This window comes from Pandoraea sp. XY-2, assembly GCF_004193915.1.
In the GTDB taxonomy this organism is placed as follows: domain Bacteria; phylum Pseudomonadota; class Gammaproteobacteria; order Burkholderiales; family Burkholderiaceae; genus Pandoraea; species Pandoraea cepalis.
Window position 1 is genome coordinate 760,939 of the sequence record NZ_CP030849.1, and the last position, 15,986, is coordinate 776,924.

12 protein-coding genes and 1 pseudogene are annotated in these 15,986 nt (G+C 62.6%); 6 read left to right on the forward strand and 7 right to left on the reverse strand.

The genetic code is table 11. From position 1 onward, the window contains the following. Positions 1-12: 12 nt before the first annotated feature. From DRB87_RS03465 to DRB87_RS03485, 5 genes are all read right to left on the reverse strand, one after another. Entirely contained in the window at positions 13-780 is a 768-nt protein-coding gene (locus DRB87_RS03465) for a sulfite exporter TauE/SafE family protein (protein WP_130024884.1), read from the reverse strand. Then, positions 777-1,817 carry a phosphate acetyltransferase gene (pta, locus tag DRB87_RS03470; RefSeq protein WP_130024885.1) on the reverse strand — a complete coding sequence of 347 codons (1,041 nt, stop codon included), beginning with the start codon at positions 1,815-1,817 and terminating at the stop codon, positions 777-779. Before pta ends, DRB87_RS03465 begins: the two co-directional genes overlap by 4 nt. Before the next feature lie 80 nt (positions 1,818-1,897). Continuing rightward, positions 1,898-3,730, reverse strand: a complete 1,833-nt coding sequence (gene xsc / locus DRB87_RS03475; protein ID WP_174966534.1) for a sulfoacetaldehyde acetyltransferase — start codon at positions 3,728-3,730, stop codon at positions 1,898-1,900. Positions 3,731-3,907: 177 nt separating this feature from the next. Then, entirely contained in the window at positions 3,908-4,297 is a 390-nt protein-coding gene (locus DRB87_RS03480) for a nuclear transport factor 2 family protein (RefSeq protein WP_130024886.1), read from the reverse strand. Positions 4,298-4,331: 34 nt separating this feature from the next. After that, a complete protein-coding gene (locus DRB87_RS03485) occupies positions 4,332-5,765 on the reverse strand; it encodes an FAD-binding oxidoreductase (protein WP_174966535.1) in 1,434 nt (477 codons plus the stop codon). Positions 5,766-6,065: 300 nt separating this feature from the next. On the opposite strand from DRB87_RS03485, the gene DRB87_RS03490 reads away from it, so the two are divergent. The 4 genes from DRB87_RS03490 (at position 6,066) to DRB87_RS03505 (ending at position 10,470) form a co-directional block, all read left to right on the forward strand. Beyond that, positions 6,066-6,266, forward strand: a complete 201-nt coding sequence (locus tag DRB87_RS03490) for a DUF3311 domain-containing protein (protein WP_130024887.1) — start codon at positions 6,066-6,068, stop codon at positions 6,264-6,266. A gap of 132 nt (positions 6,267-6,398) precedes the next feature. Next, positions 6,399-7,820: a sodium:solute symporter gene (locus tag DRB87_RS03495; protein ID WP_130024888.1), complete on the forward strand. Its 1,422-nt coding sequence runs from the start codon at positions 6,399-6,401 to the stop codon at positions 7,818-7,820. Continuing rightward, positions 7,820-9,487, forward strand: a complete 1,668-nt coding sequence (locus tag DRB87_RS03500) for an amidohydrolase (protein WP_130024889.1) — start codon at positions 7,820-7,822, stop codon at positions 9,485-9,487. Before DRB87_RS03495 ends, DRB87_RS03500 begins: the two co-directional genes overlap by 1 nt. A 68-nt stretch (positions 9,488-9,555) precedes the next feature. Next, positions 9,556-10,470, forward strand: coding sequence for a GTP-binding protein (locus DRB87_RS03505; protein ID WP_130027700.1), 915 nt, complete (start codon positions 9,556-9,558; stop codon positions 10,468-10,470). A gap of 66 nt (positions 10,471-10,536) precedes the next feature. Here DRB87_RS03505 and gabT read toward each other — a convergent pair whose 3' ends face one another. Together gabT and DRB87_RS03515 are read right to left on the reverse strand one after the other, a co-directional pair. After that, complete coding sequence (gene gabT / locus DRB87_RS03510) at positions 10,537-11,820, reverse strand: 4-aminobutyrate--2-oxoglutarate transaminase (protein WP_130024890.1); 1,284 nt, start codon at positions 11,818-11,820, stop codon at positions 10,537-10,539. A 233-nt stretch (positions 11,821-12,053) separates the two neighbouring features. After that, on the reverse strand, positions 12,054-13,562 hold the full coding sequence (locus DRB87_RS03515; protein WP_130024891.1) for a PLP-dependent aminotransferase family protein: 1,509 nt from the start codon (positions 13,560-13,562) through the stop codon (positions 12,054-12,056). A gap of 171 nt (positions 13,563-13,733) precedes the next feature. Here DRB87_RS03515 and DRB87_RS03520 point away from each other — a divergent pair. Both DRB87_RS03520 and DRB87_RS03525 read left to right on the forward strand, forming a co-directional pair. Continuing rightward, positions 13,734-14,866, forward strand: a pseudogene (locus DRB87_RS03520) (ABC transporter ATP-binding protein). Between the two features lie 57 nt (positions 14,867-14,923). After that, positions 14,924-15,958, forward strand: a complete 1,035-nt coding sequence (locus tag DRB87_RS03525; RefSeq protein WP_130024892.1) for an ABC transporter substrate-binding protein — start codon at positions 14,924-14,926, stop codon at positions 15,956-15,958. Positions 15,959-15,986 lie beyond the last annotated feature (28 nt).

A 15,986-nucleotide genomic window follows, 5' to 3' on the forward strand; every position in this document is an offset into this window, starting at 1 on the left:
GCGTCGTCGTCCCTAAGCCATTTCCATCAACGCGCTCACCATCAAATGGGTGCCCAACAGGATCAACGTGAGGAAGGCGAGACGCCGCGTTGTCACGCTCGAGAGCGGAGGCGGATAACGGCGTGCGAACAGGGTGGCGAACGTCACGACCGGTAGCGCGACGACCGCCTGCCAGATCATCGACGCGGGCAACTGTCCCGCGAAGGCACTGTAGAGCGTGCGGATCGACGCCGTGACCGCGAACAACAGAATCAATGCGCAACGAATCTGTACCAGCGTGAGCGGCTGGCGATAGAAATAGAAGATCAGCGGCGGCCCGGAAATGCCGAACATCCCGCTGAGCAAGCCGCCGAAGATGCCGCTGAGGAAGAACCCGGTGTCGCCGGAGCGTTCGGTCTTCGGTGCCGGACGCAATGCCGAGCCAATGCCGCCGTACAGCACGACCGTGCCGAGCAGCAGATGCAGCGCGTTCGACGCGGTGCCGTTCAGGTAATCGAAGAGCAACACGCCAACCACGACCGATGGCAGGATGCCAAGGGTCGCCGCGCCTACCGCTCGCCAGTCGATGTGATGCAGCGTGCCCGGCAGCGCAAGGGCGCTGTTTATCAGCGTGACCAGACTCACCAGAATGGCCACGCTCGCCACCGGCGCCAGCCCGAACCCGCTGGCGCCGCCCAGAACAATCATGCCCAGCCCGAAGCCCGTGACCGTCTGGAAATACGTGGCGAAGCCCAGCAACAGCATCAACGGCAGGTCGGCCGCAATGGCGTGAAGCGTCATGGCCGGGTGGCGAGCGGCGAGGTTCCGGTGAGCTTTGCCTGAGCGGCCTGCGCCTGCACGCAGGTCACGCCGATCACGTAATAGATGTCGTCGGCGCTGCAGCCGCGCGACAGGTCGTTGGCCGGCCGGTTCAGCCCTTGCAGGAGCGGGCCGATGGCCTTCGCACCGCCGATGCGTTCCGCGAGCTTGTAGCCGATATTGCCTGCGTCGAGATTCGGGAAGATGAGCGTATTGGCATGCCCCTCGATTTGCGAGTGCACGACCTTGCGTTGCGCGATCTCGGCGACGATGGCCGCATCGAGCTGAACGTCGCCGTCAATTGCCAGTTCCGGCCTTGCGGCTTGTACGAGATGGGTCGCTTCCACCACCTTGTCCACGGCCGCATGTTTCGCGCTGCCGCTGGTCGAGAACGACAGCATCGCCACGCGCGGCGGCTCCATGAGCAGGGCGCTCGCACTATCGGCGGCGGCGAGTGCAATCTGTGCGAGCTGCGCGGCGTCCGGGTCGACGACCAGGGCGCAGTCGGAAAAGATCAGGCCGCCCTTCATCGTATGGAACGGCTCGCAGAGCATCATCAGGAAGAAGCTCGACACGAGCTTGAACGATGGCTGAACCCCGATGATCTGTATCGCCATGCGCACCACGTCGGCGGTGGTGTTGACCGCGCCCGCGACGGAGCCGTCGGCGTGCCCGAGCCGCACCATCATGTTGGCGAAGCCCAGCGGCGCGCGCATTTCCTCGGCGGCTTGCTCGCGCGTCATTCCCTTTTTCGCGCGCAGGCCGTACCAGGTCTCGGCGAAGGCATCCGTTAGCGGTGAAGTGGCCGGATCGATCAGCTCCATGCCGGCCAGGTCGATGTGCGCCGCCTCGGCCGCACGTTGTGTCTTGCCGATGTCGCCAACGAGCAGGATGCGGGCGATGCCCTCGCGCGTGGCCCGTGCGGCGGCGGCGAGCACCCGCTCGTCTTCCGATTCGCACAGCACGATGCGCATCGGTGCGCGGCGCGCCGTGTCGATAATGCGATGGATGGCTTTCATGATGTCGATGTCAAAAAAAAGAAAGCGCCCCCGGCACCCACAGAGCCGGGAGCGCTGTCATACGAACGACCTCGACGACGTTAGACGTAGTCCTTGTACTTGTCGAGCATGCGCACCGGCTTGGCCAGCGCGTCGCGACGGAACGGGTCGCCCAGCTCGCGGGTACACATGATTTCGATGATCGTCGTCTTGCCGTGGTTCATCTGCAGGTCGATGGCCTTCTTGAGCGCCGGACCCACGTCTTCCAGACGATCGACCACGATGCCCTCCGCGCCCATCGCGCGGGCGATGTTGGCAAAGCTCGGGCTATCGAGTTCGCCTGCCACGAAGCGGCGGTTGTAGAAGTCCACCTGGTTCTTCTTCTCCGCACCCCACTGACGGTTGTGGAAGACCACGGCCGTGACCGGAATGTTGTGACGCACGCAGGTGAGCGTTTCCATCAGGCTCATGCCCCAGGCGCCATCGCCGGCATACGAAATGGCCGGACGGTGCGGCGCGGCGACCTTCGCGCCGATGATCGTCGGGAACGCGTAGCCGCAGTTGCCCCAGCTCATGGCCGCGAAGAAGCTGCGCGGCTTGTTGAAGCGCAGGTAGCTGTTGGCCACCGAGTTGATGTTGCCGATGTCGGTCGACACCATGACATCTTCCGGCATGGCCTTTTCCAGCTCGCGCAACACTTGGCGCGGATGCAGATACTCGCCGCCGTTGAACGTGCGCTCGTGCTTCTGCTCTTCGATCATGTCGAGGCTGTACGGGTCGCGCTCGTGGGTCCACTCGTCGAGTTCCTTCTCCCACGCGGCCTTCTCCGTGGCGATCTGGTCGGCGCGGGCGGCACGCGTGGCATCGCACGCGAGGGTGCGCTCGGCCAGACGCTGCGACAGCGCAATGGCGGCAGCCTTCGCATCGCCGCAGATACCGACCGAGATCTTCTTCACGAGGCCGAGCATCTTGTGATCGGCATCGATCTGGATGATCTTCGCGTTCTTCGGCCAGTAGTCCATGCCGTGCTGCGGCAGCGTGCCGAACGGTCCGAGGCGCGAGCCGAGCGCCACGACCACGTCGGCCTGCGCCAGCAGCTTCATGGCGGCCTTCGAGCCTTGATAGCCGAGCGGGCCGCACCACAGCGGATGGTTGGCCGGGAACGAGTCGTTATGCAAATAGCTGTTCACGACCGGCGCGCCCAGGCGTTCGGCGAGCGCCTTGCACTCTTCGATGGCGTCGCCCATGACCACGCCGCCGCCCGAGATGATGACCGGGAACTTGGCTTGCGCGAGCAGTTCGGCCGCTTCGTTCAGGCGTTCGTCGCCGCCTGCGCCACGGTCGAGCCGTTGCGGACGCGGAATCTCGGCCTTGATCTGGCCGTAGAAATAGTCACGCGGAATGTTGAGTTGCGTCGGGCCCATTTCGGCCATCGCGCGATCGAAGCAACGGCCGGTGAATTCAGCCATGCGGGCCGGGTGCGTCACGTGGCCCTGGTACTTCGTGAACTCCTGGAACATCGGGAGCTGCTTGGCTTCCTGGAAGCCGCCCAGGCCGATGCCCATCGTGCCGGCTTCCGGCGTCACGATCACGACCGGGCTGTGCGCCCAGTAAGCGGCGGCAATCGCCGTCACGCAGTTGCTGATGCCGGGGCCGTTCTGACCGATCACGACACCGTGGCGGCCCGAGACGCGAGCGTAGCCGTCGGCCATGTGGCCGGCGCCTTGTTCATGCACCACCGGGATCAGACGAATGCCGGCCGGCGCGAAGATGTCCATCGCATCCATGAAGGCCGAGCCCATGATGCCGAACATCTCGCTCACGCCGTTGGCGACCATCGTTTCGACGAAGGCTTCAGACGGCGTCATGGCCTGCGGGCCACCGTCGGAGGCGGTCAGTTGTTGGGTGGCCGTAGCCGAATCTTTGGCGCTCATGGATGTCTCCAGTGAAAAATAAACGGAACAAATAATTCCGATTTAGTTGTGTAAGTGGAAATTTAGGCGAAGTATCTGCCGTGGTCAATCAGTATTTTTATTATTTGGTACGTTTTGTATTGAAAAATGAAATTGACGACGGCGATGCCATAGATCCACGAGATGTCGGGGGCGGTCTCAGAGCGCCGGGCGGTCTTTGCGGAAGGCGTTCTTCACTTCGATCTTGCCGTCGCGCAGGGTGAAGACGTCGACCATGCGGGCCTCGATGCGGGTGCCGTCGGCCTTCGTGCCGCGGAAGGTCGATTCGGACACGCCGCGATTCCCGGTGACGAAATGCACGCCCTCGGTCCACGACGCGTCGGGAAAGGTCTCCCACGCGGACTGGAACGCGGCGCGCACGGCGTCACGGCCTTCGAAGGTGCGGCCCATCATGTCGGGGCCGGCGACGGCGTGGAACACGCAGGTATCGGTCATGCAGGCCATGAGGGCGTCGATGTCGTGCCGGTTCCAGGCGTCATTGAAGGTCGTGAGCAACTGGATGTCGGTGGAGTCGTGTTGAGTCGTCATGGCAAATTCCAAAAAAGGCAGAGAGGCAAAGGGTTCAACGCGCTTCGTCTTGCGCGTGGTATTTCTGATAGAGGAAGCGCTGGCCGATGCGGCGGAACGGCGCGAAGCCCTGCCACTGCACGGCGCCGAACACGTTCGGGTATTGCAGGGCCGAGTCGTAGATCGGTAGGTTCCACGACGGATCGCGCTCTCCGGCAATGCGCTGAGCGAGGCGGCGTCCGGCATGCGCGGAGAACGACACACCATTGCCGCCGTAACCCACCGCATAGAAGAGGCTTTGTCGCGGATCGGGCTGCGTCACGCGCGGCATCATGTCGTGGCTCACGTCGACCCAGCCCCACCACGAATAATCGATGCGAATGCCGCGCAGCGCCGGAAACTTGCGGTGCAGGCCTTCGACGAGCACCGCCATGTGCTTTGGATTTTGCGCGTCGGCACCGGTGATCGAGCTGCGGCTGCCGATCTGCACGCGATTGTCGGGCAACAGACGGTAGTAGTAGCGCAGCGTGCGCGTATCGGTAATGACTTCGTGGGTGCGGAAGTTCGTCGCGGCGAGTTCCTCGGGCGTGAGCACGCGCGTCACCAGCGAGTTCGACAGGATCGGCATGATCTTGGCGCGCAGGGCCTTCGTCACGTCGTTGCGCGTGTAGCCGCCGGTGGCGAAGGCGACGGCCTTGGCGCGCACCACCCCGCGTGGCGTGCGCACGTGATGCACGCCATTGATCGTCTGCACATCCAGCACGGGTGTGGACGGATGCACGCGAGCGCCGAGGGCGCGGGCCATGCGCAGATAGCCGAACGCGAGCTTGAGCGGGTGCACGCCGATGCCGTCGGGTTCGTGCATCGCGCCGCAGTTTTCCTGGTCGTCGACATACTGCTCGCGAACGTCGTCGCGCGAGAGGATGCGCGTGTCGTAACCGAAAACGTCGTGCATGACCTTGGCTTCGTTGCGCAGAAATTCCATCTTGCGATCGCGGTGCGCGATGTAGAGATGGCCGCCCGGTTGCGGCTCGCACTCGGGCACTTCGGCGATGAGCGACTTGAACGTATTGAAGCCCTCGCGAATTTCGGCATCGAGACGCAGGGCCGTTTCCTTGCCCCAACGCGCGATCCATTGCGAGCGATAGAGTCGTCCGCTGGCGTTTTGTCCCTGGCCGCCGTTGCGGCTGGTACAGCCCCAGCACGTGCGGTTCGCTTCGAGCACCATGGCGCGAATGCCATGCTCGCGAGCGAGGAACAGGGCGGTGGCCAGACCGGTGAACCCGGCGCCGACGATGACCACGTCGACATCGGCGTCGCCGGGCAGCGGGCCGTCGTCTTCGGGGGCATCGCCCGCGGTGGCGACCCAGTAAGTGGGCGCGTAGTCCATGCCAAGGCCAGGGCTGGCCGAGACTAGCGGATCGTAGAGGGGATCGTATGGCGCAGCTTCGGAGCGACGATCCAGCGCGAAGGTTTCAATCGTACCCACGGTAGGCTCCTGACGGAAATGTGACCATACTGCCAAGAAGATTTTTCCGCGATTAGTACCACCGCCGCTTTGTGATGGTGCCAGGGAAAAGCGGCACCGCTGCGGCGTTTTCGCGCGTTGGTACGTGCGTCTCTGGCACCACATTTTTGTCTCGTGTGGCTCTAAGCCGCGCGAATTTTGGCTGTAGATACTGGGCCAGAAAACCGGCCTCTGATCGTCATTCGGCGATGCGGGCCACGTGTGCGCCGCCGTGGCCGGTGCACGCATGCCGAACCATGCCTCGCGCAGCGGAGAGAGAAGATGCTCAGATGGATCATTGGTCTTGGATTGCCGTATCTCGGTGTCGTGGGAATGCTGCCGTGGGCGGCGTCCGTCGATCGCTACGTGCTCGGGGTGCCGTTCATTTACGGCTGGATCTTCCTTTGGTTCGTGCTCACGTCCGGCTGCCTCTGGCTGTGCTGGATGCTGTTCGACCGGCATACCGTCGAGGAGCCGGCCTAACCTCTTGGCGTCCAGATGTCCTGACGTCCGTCCCTCCTTCGTTCCTGGCGGCCGGCGCACTGCGCCGCCGTGCCCAGACAGCGCGGATAACACGAGTCGCGCGTCACTACCGAATCTCCGGAGATTGCGTCGATGGCAACCCTCATCTTTGCCGGCTTCATTTTGTTGTCGGTCTATCTCGCATTGCGGGCGCGCGGTGGACGCGGCCCGCAGAGCGTGCACGACTTCTTCGTTGCATCACGCCAGTTCGGTGCGTGGCTCGTGTTCTTCCTCGCGGCTGGCGAGATCTACAGCATTGGCACGATGGTCGGCTTTCCCGGCGGCATTTACGCCAAGGGGCCGACGTATGGCGTTTGGTTTCTCGGCTACATCCTGCTGGCGTATCCGGTCGGGTATTTCCTCGGTCCGAAGATATGGGATGCGGGCAAACGCTATAACGCGATCACGCTGCCCGATCTGTTCAAGGGGCATTTCCAAAACCGTTTTCTCGAACTGGTGGTGGCGGTGACCGCCATCGTCTTCCTGCTTCCCTGGGGCCAGTTGCAGTTCACCGGTCTGGTGGCGGCGCTCAAGGGTCTGGGGTGGAACTTCCAGCCGCTTTGGCTCATCGCTTTTTCGGCGATGTTGGCCTTCATCTACATCGCCATTGCAGGCGTGCGCGCGTCGGCTTATATCGCCGTGCTCAAGGACGTGCTGATGGTGGCCGCCATCGTCATCACCGGGGTGGCGGTGGCGTGGGAAGTCGGCGTGACGCCCGTGTTCGAGGCGGCGAGCCAGCACGTGAGCAACGCGATGAGCACGCAACAGCTCACCTTCGCCATGACGACCATCGTCTTCCAGTCGCTCGGCATGTACGTCATGCCATTTGGCGTGCAGAACTTCTTCACGGCGAAAAGCGCGTCGACGATTCGCCGCACGCAGGTCGCCATGCCGCTGTACATGCTGATGTATCCGTTCCTCGTGCTGGCGTCGTATTACGCGATCAGCCGGAACATCACACTGGCGTCGCCGAACGAGGCGTTCTTCGCCGCCGTGACGCAGTTGCTGCCGTCGTGGCTGGTCGGTCTCGTGGCGGCGGGCGCGGCCTTGTCGGGTCTGCTGGTGCTCGCAGGGATTTGCCTCGCACTGGGCCCCATCGTCACGCGAAACATTCTGTCGGGCATGCCTGAACATCGTCAGAAAGCCAGCTCGAAGGTCGTGATCGTGCTGTATCTGCTGGGCTCCATCGTACTTACGCTGCTCACACCGAACCTCATGCTGACGCTGATCAATATGGCCTATTACGGGGTGACGCAGTTCCTGCCGGGCGTGATCGCCGTGGTCCTGCGAGCGCGTGTCCGAGCGTCGGCGGTCGCGGCCGGCGTGCTGGCCGGTCAGGGGCTGGCGCTCGTCCTTTACTTCAAGAATCCGGACCTTGGCGGCGTGAACCTCGGGCTGATCTGCCTGGTCGTCAACATCGTCGTGATGTCGGTGCTCAACCTGTTGCTTGGCGGCAGTCGCGAGCGTTCGATGGACACGGGGGTCGGTTCGCTTTCCACCTACAAGAAGTCGTGATGACAGACAGAGACAACACCGCAGCCAGCCGCGACGACATTCGCGTCTACGTCGCCCGCAAGATCCTGACGATGAACCCGGCGCAACCGGTTGCGACGCACGTGGCCGTGTGCGACGGCCGCATCCTGGCCGTCGGCGATTTGCAGGACATGCGGCGCTGGACCGACGCGGCACCGATCGACACATTGCGTGACAAGGTGTTGATGCCCGGACTGGTGGAGGGGCACTGCCACCTCATGGAGGGCGCGATGTGGGATGCCGTCTACGTGGGTTACTACGACCGACGCGGCCCCGACGGACACTTGTGGGAAGGGTTGAAGTCGCCGGCCGCCGTGCTGGAGCGCCTGCGCGAGGCTGAGCAACGCATGACCGGCGACCCCAAGCCGTTGCTGGCCTGGGGCTACGACCCGATCTTCTTCGAGGGCGCGCCGCTCGTCGCGTGCGACCTCGACGCCGTGTCCGCCACCCGTCCCATTGCCATCCTGCATGCCAGTGTGCATCTGATGAATGTGAATTCGGCAATGCTCGCGCTGGCGGGCATCGACGGCGACACCGATGTCGAAGGCGTCGTCATGGGCGCCGATGGCGAGCCGACCGGTGAATTGCAGGAGTTCGCGGCGATGTTTCCGGTGTATCGGGTCATTGGGGAGGGACTATCGATTGCCGCGAGCGAGAGTGTTCGCGCGATCTGGAATTTCGGACGCGTTGCGCAGCTCGCCGGGGTGACGACGGCCACCGACCTCGTCAACGACTTGACGCCGTCGGGCAATGCGAATCTTCGCGAGGCGACAGGTGACCCGACATATCCGATCCGCATCGTGCCCGCGTTTGCGCCGCAACGTTGCCCCGAAGGTGGGCCACAACGCGTATTGAGCGCGTGTGAGGGCAACACGGACAAGCTTCATTACGGGCCGGTCAAATTCATCGTCGACGGCTCGATTCAAGGCTTTACGGCGCGGCTGCGCTGGCCGGGATACCACAATGGCAAGCCCAACGGGCTCTGGCTGATTCCACCGTCGCAACTGGTCGAGACGTTCATGCCGTTCCACGCGGCGGGCCTGCAATTGCATATTCATACGAATGGCGACGAGGCGACCGACGTCGTGCTCGATGCGATCGAGGCGATGCTGGCGCTGCATCCGCGTGTCGATCATCGCCACACGTTGCAGCACTGCCAGATGGCCGATGCCGCGCAACTTACGCGTGCGCAGCGGCTCGGCATGTGTGTGAACTTCTTCGCGAACCACGTCTACTACTGGGGCGACGCGCACTATCAGCAGACGATGGGTCCGGATCGTGCCAACCGGATGGATGCCGCCGAGATTGCCCGCCAGATCGGCCTGCCGTTCGCCTTGCATTCGGATGCGCCGATCACCCAGCTCAATCCGCTGTTCACCGCGTGGTGCGCGGCCAAACGGGAGACGTCGTCGGGACGCGTGTTGGGCGAGTCGCTGCGCTTGCCGATGGCAGACGCCTTGCGCGCCATCACGCTGGGCGCCGCGTTCTCGTTGGGAATGGATCATCTGGTCGGGAGTGTCGAAGTCGGCAAGTACGCCGACTTTGCCGTCCTTGAGGCCGATCCGTTCGAGGTGCCCGTCGACGACCTGCGACAGATGCCGGTGTGGGGCACGGTGCTCGGGGGCGAGGTGTTCCGCGCGCCGGCGTGACGACCATGCAAGACAGTCAATCCTCCGTGCCGGCGGCAGTCGCCGCAGCCGCCCGGACGCCGATCCCGATGGTCGTCCTGGGCGGCTATCTCGGTGCGGGCAAGACCACGCTCGTCAACGCGCTGCTGCAAAATGCCGAGGGTTTGCACGTTACCGTGCTCGTCAACGACTTCGGTTCGATCAATGTCGACGTGTCGCTCATTCGTGAGCGTGGCGACGACGTGATCGGACTCGAGAACGGCTGCGTGTGTTGCACCATTGGCGGACGCCTGGTCGAGACGCTGATCTCGCTGGGCGAACGCGCGCAGCGGCCCGACTTGCTCGTGATAGAGGCGAGCGGCGTGTCCGATCCCCTGCGCATCGCGCAGGTGGGCTTGCTCGACAAGGCGTACCGTTTGCACGGCATTGTGGTGGCCGTGGACGTCGACGGCATCGACGCCGCGCTGGACGATCGCTATGTCGGCGACATCGTTCGGCGCCAGATTGCGGCGGCCAGCACGCTCGTGCTGACCAAGACCGATCTGGTGAACGACGCCAGGTTGCAGGCCGTCAGAGAACGGCTGGCATCGCTCGGGGCAACGCAGGTCGTTGTCACGGCGGACCAAGGCGTCGTGCCACCCGCCATTCTCTTTCCCGATGACGTGATGACCTTGCCCGGGTTGCTGAGCCCGCGCCCGATGGGGGCGGTATCACGCGCGTTGCCGCGTGGACTGCGCAGCTTCAGCGTCGAGACCGGTGGCACATTCGACCGGTCTCGACTGAAAGCGGCGCTGGCCCTGTTGGGCGACAAACTGCTGCGCGCGAAGGGCTTCGTGGCGCTGCAGGCCGGTCAGATGAGCGAGCTGCATGTCGTCGGGCGTCGTTCGATGCTCACACGTCGCTCGGATCTCCCTGCCGCGTCGTCGGTCATCGTGTTCATCGGCATTGCTTCGGACGAAGACGAGCGTCGGCTCACGCAGGCGCTCGAAGCCGCCATTCTCTGAGGCGCTTGCGCCGGCGAGGCTATGCGATAGGCGGCGTGAATTGCTGTGCGTGGAAACGAGGCATGGTCAGACCGTTACGTCGCTAAGTTCGAGCAAGGCTGTCTCCAGAATGCCGAGGGCTTCGTCAAACACCGCTTGTTCTATGGTCAGCGGAAACAGGAAGCGAATCACGTTGCCATAGGCACCGCAACTCAGCAATAGCAGGCCCTGTTCGAGTGCGCGAGCCTGGATCCGTTTCACGACTTCCGGTGCCGGCGCTCCGGTCTGGGGATCGTGGAATTCCGCCGCTACCATGGCGCCCGGTCCGCGCACCTCGACAAGCTGCGGCACCGAAGCCTGTAGCTTGCGCAGGCGCGCCTTCAACTGGTTGCCCAAGGTCTCGGCGCGCGATGAAAGCTGCTCTTCCTCGATCACATCCAGTACCGCATGCGCTGCCGCAACGGCCAGCGGATTCCCCGCATAGGTTCCGCCCAGCCCCCCCGGCGCGGCTGCATCCATGATCTCCGTGCGACCGACGACTGCCGACAGTGGCATGCCACCGGCCAAACTCTTGGCTACGGTCATCAGGTCGGGTATCACGTCGTAGTGTTGCATCGCGAAAAGCTTGCCTGTACGAGCAAAGCCGCTTTGCACCTCGTCCGCGATCAGCAGGATGCCGTGCTGCGTGCATAAAGCTCGCAAGGCACGCACGAACTCCAGCGGCGCCTGGTAGAAGCCACCTTCGCCCTGTACCGGCTCGAAGATGATCGCGGCGACCCGCTGCGGGTCGATATCGTTCTTGAACAGCTGTTCGATCGCCATCAGGCTTTGCGCCGAGTCGATCTCGTGCAGTGCCGATGGGAACGGCACGTGGTACACCTCACCAGGGAACGGCCCGAAACCCTTCTTGTATGGCATGACCTTGCCCGTCAGCGCCATGGTCATCATTGTCCGACCGTGGAATGCGCCGCCGAATGCGATCACACCCGTACGCCCCGTGGCGGCACGTGCGATCTTGATCGCGTTTTCGACAGCCTCGGCGCCGGTGGTGAAGAAGGCAGTCTTCTTCGAATGGTCACCCGGCGTGCAGGCATTCAAGCGCTCGGCCAACGTCACATACGATTCATACGGCACGATCTGGTATGCCGTGTGCGTGAAGCGATCCAGTTGTTCTCGAATCGCCGCTACGATCTTGGGGTGACGATGCCCTGTGTTGAGCACAGCGATGCCGCTGGCGAAGTCAATGAAACGCCGTCCTTCGACATCCCAGAGCTCGGCATTTTTCGCTCGTTCCGCATAGAAATCGCACATGACTCCAATCCCGCGTGGGGTGGCGGCATTTTTGCGCGCGTGAAATTCCGCATTCGACATTTCGACTCCTGAGTGGTCCGGTTGCCGCGCCGAGGTTCGACACGATCTGGCTGATAGTTCGGAATATACTCAGGTCTGGTTCTTAAAAAAGAGCCATTTCATTAACTTTAATGGAGCCGCTTTGTTCGCAAATGAGGTGCGGCTTCGCCTCGCACGGGGATTGGCAGTCGCTGCAGGGGAATCGCGCCCGCCGACACGAATGGCAGAGCATCGGTATTTTCGGCAGCGCTTGTCTACGGCTTAAGGTGCTTTTCGATGACGCGGGCGAGGCTGTCGAAGGCGGGCTCAATACGGTTGTTGGGCACGCACGCATAGCCGAGCAACAGGCCCGATTGTGCCGAGGCCGGGTCGATGTAATAGCGCGTCAGAGGCCGCACCACGATGCCCGCTTCCAGCGCTTCGTCGGTAATTCTCTCATCCGAAATGGGGTTGTCGCGCGGGTCTCGTGACTGCCCATGCAGGCCCAGCACCAAGTGCAATCCGGCTTCGTCGCCCATCACCGGCAGCGCATCGCCGAAGTTGGCGCGAATTGTATCGATCAGCAAGGTGCGCCGCTCGCCGTAAAGCGCGCGCATATGTCGGATGTGCGAGGTCAGGTAGCCATCGATGATGAAGTCGGTCAGCAGCGCTTGCTGCATCAGTTGGCCTTCACGATACAGCTCCGACAGGCCGGTGCGAAAGTGTTCGATCAGGTTCTCGGGCACGACCATATAGCCCATGCGCAAACCCGGGAACATGGTCTTGCCGAAGCTGCCGACATAGATGACCTGACCTGCCGTATCCAGTCCTTGTAGCGATGAGATCGGCCGGCTGCCGTAGCGAAATTCGCTGTCGTAGTCGTCCTCGATCACCCAAGTACGATGCTTGCTCGCGAAATCCAGCAGCATTCGGCGGCGTGACAGGCTCATGACCATCCCCATCGGATACTGGTGCGATGGCGTGACGAGAATCAAGCGCGGTGGTGGGCCCTGCATGTCCTCCACGCTCGGGTTGAGGCCTTCGGTATCGATCGGGATCGGCTTCAGTTCGAGGCCCGACATCCGGAACACGCTGCGCACACCCCAATAGCACGGCTCTTCCAGCCACGCGACGTCGCCAATATCGCTCAGCAGCTTGACCGCCAGGTCGACCGATTGATGCACGCCGGTCGTGATGATGATTTGATCGGGATTGCAATTGACCGAACGTGCCACGCGCAGATAATCCGACAGGGCACGTCGTAACGGACGGTAGCCGCTGCCCGATGCATACGTCAGCAGTTCATGGCTGGGCTGGCGCCAGAGCTTGGCTTGGAGGCGGTTCCATGTCTTGCTCGGGAACTCGGAGGTGTCCGGTACGCCGGGCATGAAAGCGCCCCATTGTCGCTTTGATACGCCCGCCTGATCGATCATTTGCTGCCCCCGCGTCGACAAGCGCCTGTGGGGCTGCTCGTGCGATGCCACCTCTGAGGCGGCCGTATCGACACCGCTCGCGGGCCGCGTATCCGCCACGTAGGTGCCGCTGCCCGTTGACGAAGTGACATAACCCTCGGCAGTCAGTTGGTCATAGACGTGCAGCACGGTATTGCGCGCCACCTGCAAATCGGCGGCGAGCGTTCGCGAGGAGGGCAGCTTCGTGCCGGGCGGCAACTGGCCGCTCAGGATGGCCTGCTGCAGCAGGCTATTGATCTGGCGATATGCCGGCTCGCCGCCCGCCTTGTCGAGATGCTGGATCAGCCAGTCCGACAGAATGATTGCGTCCAAAGTGGTCCCATCGAGAATAAAGAAATGGTTCCCCATTGTAGGGCCAAATCAGTCTATATTCAGATTCAAGTTAAGTTCCACGGCGTCGCAAACGTCGTAACGACCTAAGCGCATTGGGCTTGCCGGGCTTCGGTGCGCGCATATCAACCAGGGATGAAGAGGCCCGCGATGGTGAACAGCAAACAGGTACTGGTGAGTTTTCGTCGCGTGAGCAAGACCTACGATGGCGAGACGTTGGTGGTCAAACAACTCGACCTCGACATCTACCAAGGCGAATTCCTGACCTTGCTGGGACCGTCGGGATCGGGCAAGACCACTTGCCTGATGATGCTGGCCGGGTTCGAGTACCCCACTGGCGGAGAGATCTGGCTCGACGGTGTGCTGCTCAACACGGTGCCGCCGCATCAACGCAATATCGGCATGGTTTTCCAGAACTACGCACTTTTTCCACATTTGACTGTGGCGCAGAACGTTGAATACCCGCTGAAGGTGCGCCGTGTGCCTGGCGCCGACCGTGCGAGGAGAGTCGCCGCGGCGCTGGAGATGGTGCAGATGGGGAGTTTTGGCAAGCGCTATCCGGCGCAGCTGTCGGGGGGCAACAGCAGCGTATCGCGTTGGCACGCGCACTGGTGTTCGAGCCGCGTCTAGTGTTGATGGACGAGCCGCTGGGTGCGCTCGACAAGCAACTGCGCGAACACATGCAACTGGAGCTCAAGGCGTTGCACGAGCGGTTGGGCGTGACGTTCGTGTATGTGACGCACGATCAGGGCGAAGCGTTGACGATGTCCGATCGTGTCGCCGTGTTCGATCAAGGTTATGTCCAGCAGCTCGATACCGTGGACCGCTTGTATGAGTCGCCGTGCAATCAATTCGTTGCGAACTTCATTGGCGACAGTAACCGCCTGCGCGGTGTGGTCTCGCAACTCGGGGACGACTACTGTACGTTGCGACTCGCGGACGGAAGCGAGGTTCGCGGCATGAGCGTTCGCGCGCCGGCGGCTCGCGACGTCGGCGGTACGGGTCGTCGCGCCCAGATTGGCGAAGTGGTGAGCGCATGCATCCGCCCCGAACGCATGCGCCTGATTGACCCGGCTTCGTCGATCGACGGCGGCGTTAATGGCGTGGTGGGACGTGCAGCCGGCCTGATCTATTTCGGCGACCACGTGCGCATGCGCTGCCAATTGCCGCAGCAGGACGAATGCTTCGTGAAGGTGCCGCTGGGAACGCCGGCGCTCGAGCACTTTGTACCAGGCGTACCGGTTGCGCTCGCATTCGAGCCGGAACATCTGCGCGTATTCACTTGATCAAGATATCCAGTTTCCTTGGCTAGTTGTCCGTTTGACCATCAACAGGAGTTGAAAATGAAGAAGGTTGTGAACACAGTATTCGTCGTTGCCAGCGCAATGCTGTTCGGCGTTGCCCAAGCCGCCGACGTGACCGTTGTCAACTTCGGCGGTGCCAACGGCGACGCCCAGAAAGCGGCTTTCGTGCAGCCGTTCGAGAAGGCCACCGGTCACCATGTGACGAGCGTCGAGTACAACGGCGAGCAGGCCAAGGTCAAGGCCATGGTCGAAGCCAAGCATGTGAATTGGGACTTGGTCGAAGTCGAGTCCGGTGACCTTGGCCGTGGCTGCGACGAGGGATTGTACGAAAAGCTCGACTGGAGCAAGATCGGGCCGAAGAATGGATTCACGCCCGCCGCGGTGCAGACCTGTGGCGCAGGCATCTTCATCTGGTCGACGGTTTTGGCATACAACGCAAGCGCGCTCAAGACCGCGCCGACGGGTTGGGCCGATTTCTGGGATACCAAGAAATTCCCGGGCAAGCGCGCGATGCGCAAGGGCGCGCGCGGCAATCTTGAGTTTGCGCTGATGGCCGACGGCGTCGCGCCCAAGGATGTCTATCGCGTGTTGTCGACCAAGGAGGGTGTCGATCGAGCCTTCAAGAAGCTGAGCGAACTCAAGCCGTCGATTCAGTGGTGGGAAGCGGGCGCTCAGCCACCGCAGTTCCTGGTGGCCGGTGACGTTGTCATGTCGACGGCGTTCAACGGCCGCATCGATGCGGCGCAGCGCGAGGGAAAGAACCTGAAGGTGGTCTGGAACGGCAGTATCTACGATCTCGACTACTGGGCGATTCCGAAGGGATCGCCGAAGAAGGACCTGGCACTGCAATACATCGCATATTCGCTGTCGACACCCGCGCAGAGTGCCTATGCCAAGCACATAGCCTACGGTCCGGTCAACAATGAGGCGGTCAAGTCGCTCGATGCCTCCACCCTGAAAGACTTGCCTAACTCGCCGGCTAACGTGACGACTGCCGTGCTTCAGAACATCGACTTCTGGACGGATCGCGGCGATGAACTCGAGCAACGCTTTGCGGCCTGGGCGTCGAAATAAAACGATGTAGCAAGCCTATGTTTCGGGT